General features: G+C 58.4%; 5 protein-coding genes and 2 tRNA genes. 5 read left to right on the top strand and 2 right to left on the bottom strand.

The window, feature by feature from the left end:
• Positions 1 to 271: 271 nt before the first annotated feature.
• The 3 genes from ABRP66_RS11400 to ABRP66_RS11390 all read left to right on the top strand — a co-directional run bounded on the left by ABRP66_RS11400 (position 272) and on the right by ABRP66_RS11390 (position 775).
• A tRNA-Asp gene (locus ABRP66_RS11400) sits at positions 272 to 345 on the top strand.
• A 19-nt stretch (positions 346 to 364) separates the two neighbouring features.
• A tRNA-Phe gene (locus ABRP66_RS11395) sits at positions 365 to 437 on the top strand.
• Positions 438 to 493: 56 nt separating this feature from the next.
• Entirely contained in the window at positions 494 to 775 is a 282-nt protein-coding gene (locus ABRP66_RS11390) for a GNAT family N-acetyltransferase (protein ID WP_284770389.1), read from the top strand.
• A gap of 49 nt (positions 776 to 824) precedes the next feature.
• Here the strand turns inward: ABRP66_RS11390 and epsC are convergent, their stop codons facing one another.
• On the bottom strand, positions 825 to 1,388 hold the full coding sequence (epsC, locus tag ABRP66_RS11385) for a serine O-acetyltransferase EpsC (protein WP_284850448.1): 564 nt from the start codon (positions 1,386 to 1,388) through the stop codon (positions 825 to 827).
• Positions 1,389 to 1,470: 82 nt separating this feature from the next.
• Positions 1,471 to 2,406 (bottom strand): cysteine synthase A, encoded by a 936-nt coding sequence (gene cysK / locus ABRP66_RS11380; protein ID WP_284770391.1) that lies wholly within the window; start codon positions 2,404 to 2,406, stop codon positions 1,471 to 1,473.
• Positions 2,407 to 2,671: 265 nt separating this feature from the next.
• Between cysK and ramA the strand changes: the two genes are divergently transcribed.
• Both ramA and murA read left to right on the top strand, forming a co-directional pair.
• Complete coding sequence (ramA, locus tag ABRP66_RS11375; protein WP_005279642.1) at positions 2,672 to 3,511, top strand: acetate metabolism transcriptional regulator RamA; 840 nt, start codon at positions 2,672 to 2,674, stop codon at positions 3,509 to 3,511.
• 21 nt (positions 3,512 to 3,532) lie between these two features.
• A complete protein-coding gene (gene murA, locus ABRP66_RS11370; RefSeq protein ID WP_284770392.1) occupies positions 3,533 to 4,801 on the top strand; it encodes a UDP-N-acetylglucosamine 1-carboxyvinyltransferase in 1,269 nt (422 codons plus the stop codon).
• Positions 4,802 to 4,985: the final 184 nt, after the last annotated feature.

Below are 4,985 nucleotides of genomic sequence, written 5' to 3'. Positions count from 1 at the left end.
GCGACTGACCTGTCAACCATCACGACCACTTACCCAGGAACAGACTGTCAAATAAGTCATGAATTCGGACACCGTCAAGGTCGCATTCTGAACAGTACACGCTTCGGCGGGTACTGTTCTTTTTTGGTTTTGGGCCGCTGCTTGTTGGTGCCACCTTGGTACAGGGGCATCGGAAAGCGTGAAAACTGCCCTTGTAGTGCTGATTTGTGTTGTTTCTAGGCGGCTGTGTAAAGTAACTACCCGTGCCCAAGAGGCACACAAAACTGAAAATGGCCTTGTGGCGCAGTTGGTTAGCGCGCCGCCCTGTCACGGCGGAGGTCGCGGGTTCAAGTCCCGTCAAGGTCGCGGAAACCTTCGGGTTTCTGGCCAGATAGCTCAGTCGGTAGAGCACACGCCTGAAAAGTGTGGGGTCGCCAGTTCGATCCTGGCTCTGGCCACAACTATGGTCCCTCCTTATTATCAAGGAGGGACCATTTTTGGTTTAATGGGGGACATGGAAAAAGCAGTTTCTCATCAGACCGATTTGTCCCGTTTCGTGCTTACCGTTGACGGTGTGGAAGCAGGAATCTGCGAATATGTAGATTCCGGCGATACCCGCGAGTTCAACCACACGGTCATCGGGGATGACTTCCGCGGACAGGGCCTGTCCTCGCCGTTGATTAAGGCGGCCCTCGATGAAACTCGGGCTGCCGGCATGAAGGTCATCGCCACCTGCTCTGCCGTGGCGCACTTTATGGACAAGAACCCCGAATACCAGGACCTGCTGCGCGGTTAAGCACAGCAAAAAGCGGCCCACACAAGCCTGTGGGCCGCTTTTAGTCTATTTAGATGTAGTAGTCCGGATCCACGAGCTTGACCCGCTCATGCCTATTTGAAGGCCGATTCTTGGCGGGGATGCCCACCGCGATGTGATCGGCTGGTACGTCCTTCGTTACAACGGCATTGGCACCGATGGCGGAACCGGCACCGATGGTGATGGGGCCTAAAACCTTAGCGCCCGCGCCGATGGTGACGTTATCTTCCACCGTGGGGTGGCGCTTGGTCTGGGTGAGGACCTGACCGCCGAGCGTCACGCCGTGGTAGAGCATCACGCCATCACCAATTTCCGCGGTTTCCCCAATGACAATGCCCATCCCGTGGTCGATGAAGAAGCAGCGCCCGATGGTGGCGCCTGGGTGGATCTCGATGCCGGTAAAAAAGCGGTTAATCTGGGACAGGATGCGCGCAGGGCCCCGCAGGCCGCGCTTCCACAGCCAGTGGGAGACGCGGTGCGACCAGATGGCGTGCAGGCCGGAATAGACGATCGCATTTTCAACGTCGCCGCGGGCGGCTGGGTCATGGTCCCGGGCATTGGCTAAATCTTCGCGGATATATTTAATAATGCTCATGGGGACTATAGTACTGGTCACAAAAAGGCACCCGCCAAGCTTGACGGGTGCCTTTTATTCACGGACTAGGCTGCGGGGCTAATTATGCCTCGCGGATGTCCTCGAAAAGAACGGTGGAAACGTAGCGCTCACCAAAGTCCGGCAGGACAACGACGATGGTCTTGCCCTCGAACTCGGGGCGCTCAGCCAGCTTCAGTGCAGCCGAGAGGTTTGCACCGGCGGAAATACCAACCAGCAGGCCCTCTTCGGTAGCAAGGGCGCGAGAGAGCTTGATGGACTCCTCGAGGGAGGCGGTCAAAACCTCATCCAGCTGCTCGCGGTCGAGCACGTCCGGTACGAAGTTGGCGCCCAAGCCCTGGATCTTGTGTGGGCCTGCCTGGCCCTCAGACAGAACAGGGGAGTCAGCCGGTTCAACGGCAGCGAGGTAAACGTCTGGGTTCTTGGACTTCAGGTAGCGGCCTGCACCGGTGATGGTGCCGCCGGTGCCGACGCCTGCGACGAAGGCATCGACATTGCCCTCGGCGTCGTCCCAGATCTCCGGGCCGGTGGTGGCCTCGTGGATCTTGGGGTTGGCCTCGTTAGCGAACTGGGAAGCCAGGATGGCGTTGCCGCGCTCGGCGACGATCTCGTTGGCCTTGTCAACCGCACCCTGCATGCCGGCAGCGCCCGGGGTCAGGATGATTTCTGCACCGTATGCGCGAAGCAGGACCTTGCGCTCATTGGACATGGTCTCTGGCATGGTGAGGACAACGTCGTAACCCAAGGTCGCGCCGGCCAGTGCCAGAGCAATGCCGGTGTTACCGGAGGTAGCTTCAACGATGGTGCCGCCCGGCTTCAGGTCACCGGACTCCTCGGCGGCCTTGATGATGGCCAGACCGATGCGGTCCTTAACGGAGTTACCAGGGTTAAAGGACTCCACCTTGGCCAGCACGGTGGCACCCTTGCCCTCTGCCAAGCGGTTGATGCGGATGAGTGGGGTACCGCCGATGGTCTCTAGGACATTGTTGTAAATAGCCATTTATTAGGACTCCTTTGGGAATCGTATTCGTGGTCAAATCAGGTACAAGCGCAAGGATACACTATTTAAGTAGACAGAGTGGTATATTTATTACAGACTACCCATTCGGGCATGAAATGTGGGATTCGCGGCCGTGGAGGCACAGGGGCGATTTCGAATTACCCCCACTTGCTGTCTATAATTCCACGTAGTTACCCGCTGCTCCCCAAGTTTTCGGGGATATCGGGTGCACCTACTTGGTTACCCCCGACGAGGAAAGAGTCTCATGGAGTCGCATCGCCTCAAAGATGATGAAGAATCCGTACGCGCGGCACTGTCGTCTCTCAAAACCGCCACCGGAATCCCAGTGACGATGTACGCAACATTATTGGCGGATAATCGCCTGCAAATTACCCAGTGGGTGGGTCTGCGTACACCGGCGCTGCAGAATCTGCTTATCGATGCCGGCGTGGGCGTCGGCGGGCGCGTCATCACCACCCGCCGCGCGGTGGGCGTATCGGACTACACGCGTGCCACCACCATTTCCCACGAGAACGACAGCGTGATCCAAGACGAAGGCCTGCACTCGATCGTTGCGGTACCGGTTACCGTGCAGCGTGAAATCCGAGGAGTGCTCTATGTTGGCGTGCACTCCCCAGTGCGCCTGGGGGATAAGGTCATCGAGGAAGTCACGATGACGGCGCGGACCCTGGAGCAAGACCTCGCGGTCAACTCCGCGATGCGCCGCGCCGATGGCGGAAAGGGGGGTGCCTCCCGCGGCCATGCCATGAACGGTGCGGAATGGGAACAGGTTCGTTCCACCCACTCCAAGCTGCGCATGCTGGCCAACCGCGTCGAGGACGAGGAATTGCGCAAGGAACTCGAGGCACTTTGTGATCAGATGGTCTCTCCTGTGCGCGTGAAGCAATCGACCAAGCTTTCAGCCCGCGAACTCGACGTCCTCTCCTGCGTGGCGCTCGGCCACACCAACGTGGAAGCGGCGGAAGAAATGGGGATTGGCGCCGAAACCGTCAAGTCCTACCTACGCTCCGTAATGCGCAAGTTGGGGGCACACACTCGCTACGAAGCCGTCAATGCCGCCCGCCGGATCGGCGCGTTGCCCTGATAACCGGTAGCGTATAAAGCTGTGAAAGATCAGTTTATTGTTTCCGGTGGTGCCCGCCTTGCAGGCACCGTCAAAGTAGATGGCGCCAAGAACAGCGTCCTTAAGCTCATGGCCGCCGCATTGCTGGCGGAGGGGACGACGACGCTGACCAATTGCCCAGAGATTCTGGACGTACCTTTGATGAAGAAGGTGCTCGAGGGCTTGGGCTGCGAGGTGACAATCGATGGCAGCACCGTCCGCATTACTACCCCCGCGACGCCGCAATCGAACGCGGACTTTGATGCGGTCCGCCAATTTAGGGCATCGGTATGCGTCTTAGGCCCACTGACCTCGCGCTGCGGGCATGCAAAGGTTGCGCTGCCCGGTGGTGACGCCATTGGCTCTCGCCCGCTCGATATGCACCAGACTGGCTTGGAGAAGCTCGGCGCCACCACGCGCATTGAACACGGCGCCGTGGTCGCTGAAGCTTCCGAGCTTCGCGGCTCTAATATCCGCTTGGACTTTCCTTCCGTTGGTGCGACAGAAAACATCTTGACCGCCGCCGTCTTGGCCGAGGGCACTACTGTTCTCCACAATGCCGCCCGCGAGCCCGAGATCGTGGACCTGTGCGAGATGATGAAATCCATGGGCGCCAATATCGAAGGCGAAGGCACCTCCGAGGTCACCATCCACGGCGTGGACCGGCTTAACCCAACGGAGCACGAGGTCATTGGTGACCGCATCGTGGCCGGCACCTGGGCTTATGCCGCAGCCATGACACAAGGCGATATCACCGTTGGCGGTATTGCTCCGCGTCACCTGCACCTTCCGCTGGAAAAGCTGAAGTCCGCCGGCGCAGAGATTGAAACCTATGAAAACGGCTTCCGCGTGCGCATGGATAAGCGTCCTACCGCCGTGGATTACCAGACGTTGCCTTTCCCAGGCTTTCCGACGGACCTCCAGCCCATGGCCATCGGCATTTCCTCCATCGCCGAAGGAACCACCGTGATCACGGAGAACGTCTTCGAATCCCGGTTCCGCTTCGTGGACGAAATGCTGCGCTTGGGTGCCGATGCCCAAGTGGATGGCCATCACGTGGTGGTGCGGGGTAAGGAACATCTTTCCTCTACGCATGTATGGAGTTCCGATATCCGTGCCGGAGCTGGCCTAGTCCTCTCCGCACTGTGCGCCGACGAAGCGACGACCGTTCACGATGTCTTCCATATAGACCGCGGATATCCCCACTTTGTGGAGAACCTTTCGCGGCTTGGAGCCACCATCGAAAGGACGCAGGAAGAAGAAATCTTCTAATTAACCTTCCCCAGTACGCATTTTTCTCGTGTGTGCTGGGGATTTGTGCGTTTCTTGGAGTGGGGTGTAGGTTTATCCAAGTCGCCGAGAGGTAGCCGGTTGGTTATTTTTTAGTGACTTTTTGTACTGACTTGGCTCAAGGATTTGACTTGGTTCAAGTTGTTGGGTAAGTTAGTACGAGCCG

Source organism: Corynebacterium sp. KPL2680 (assembly GCF_040225675.1).
GTDB classification, from domain to species: Bacteria; Actinomycetota; Actinomycetes; order Mycobacteriales; family Mycobacteriaceae; genus Corynebacterium; species Corynebacterium rhinophilum.
This window is presented reverse-complemented; position numbering and strand designations above follow the sequence as displayed.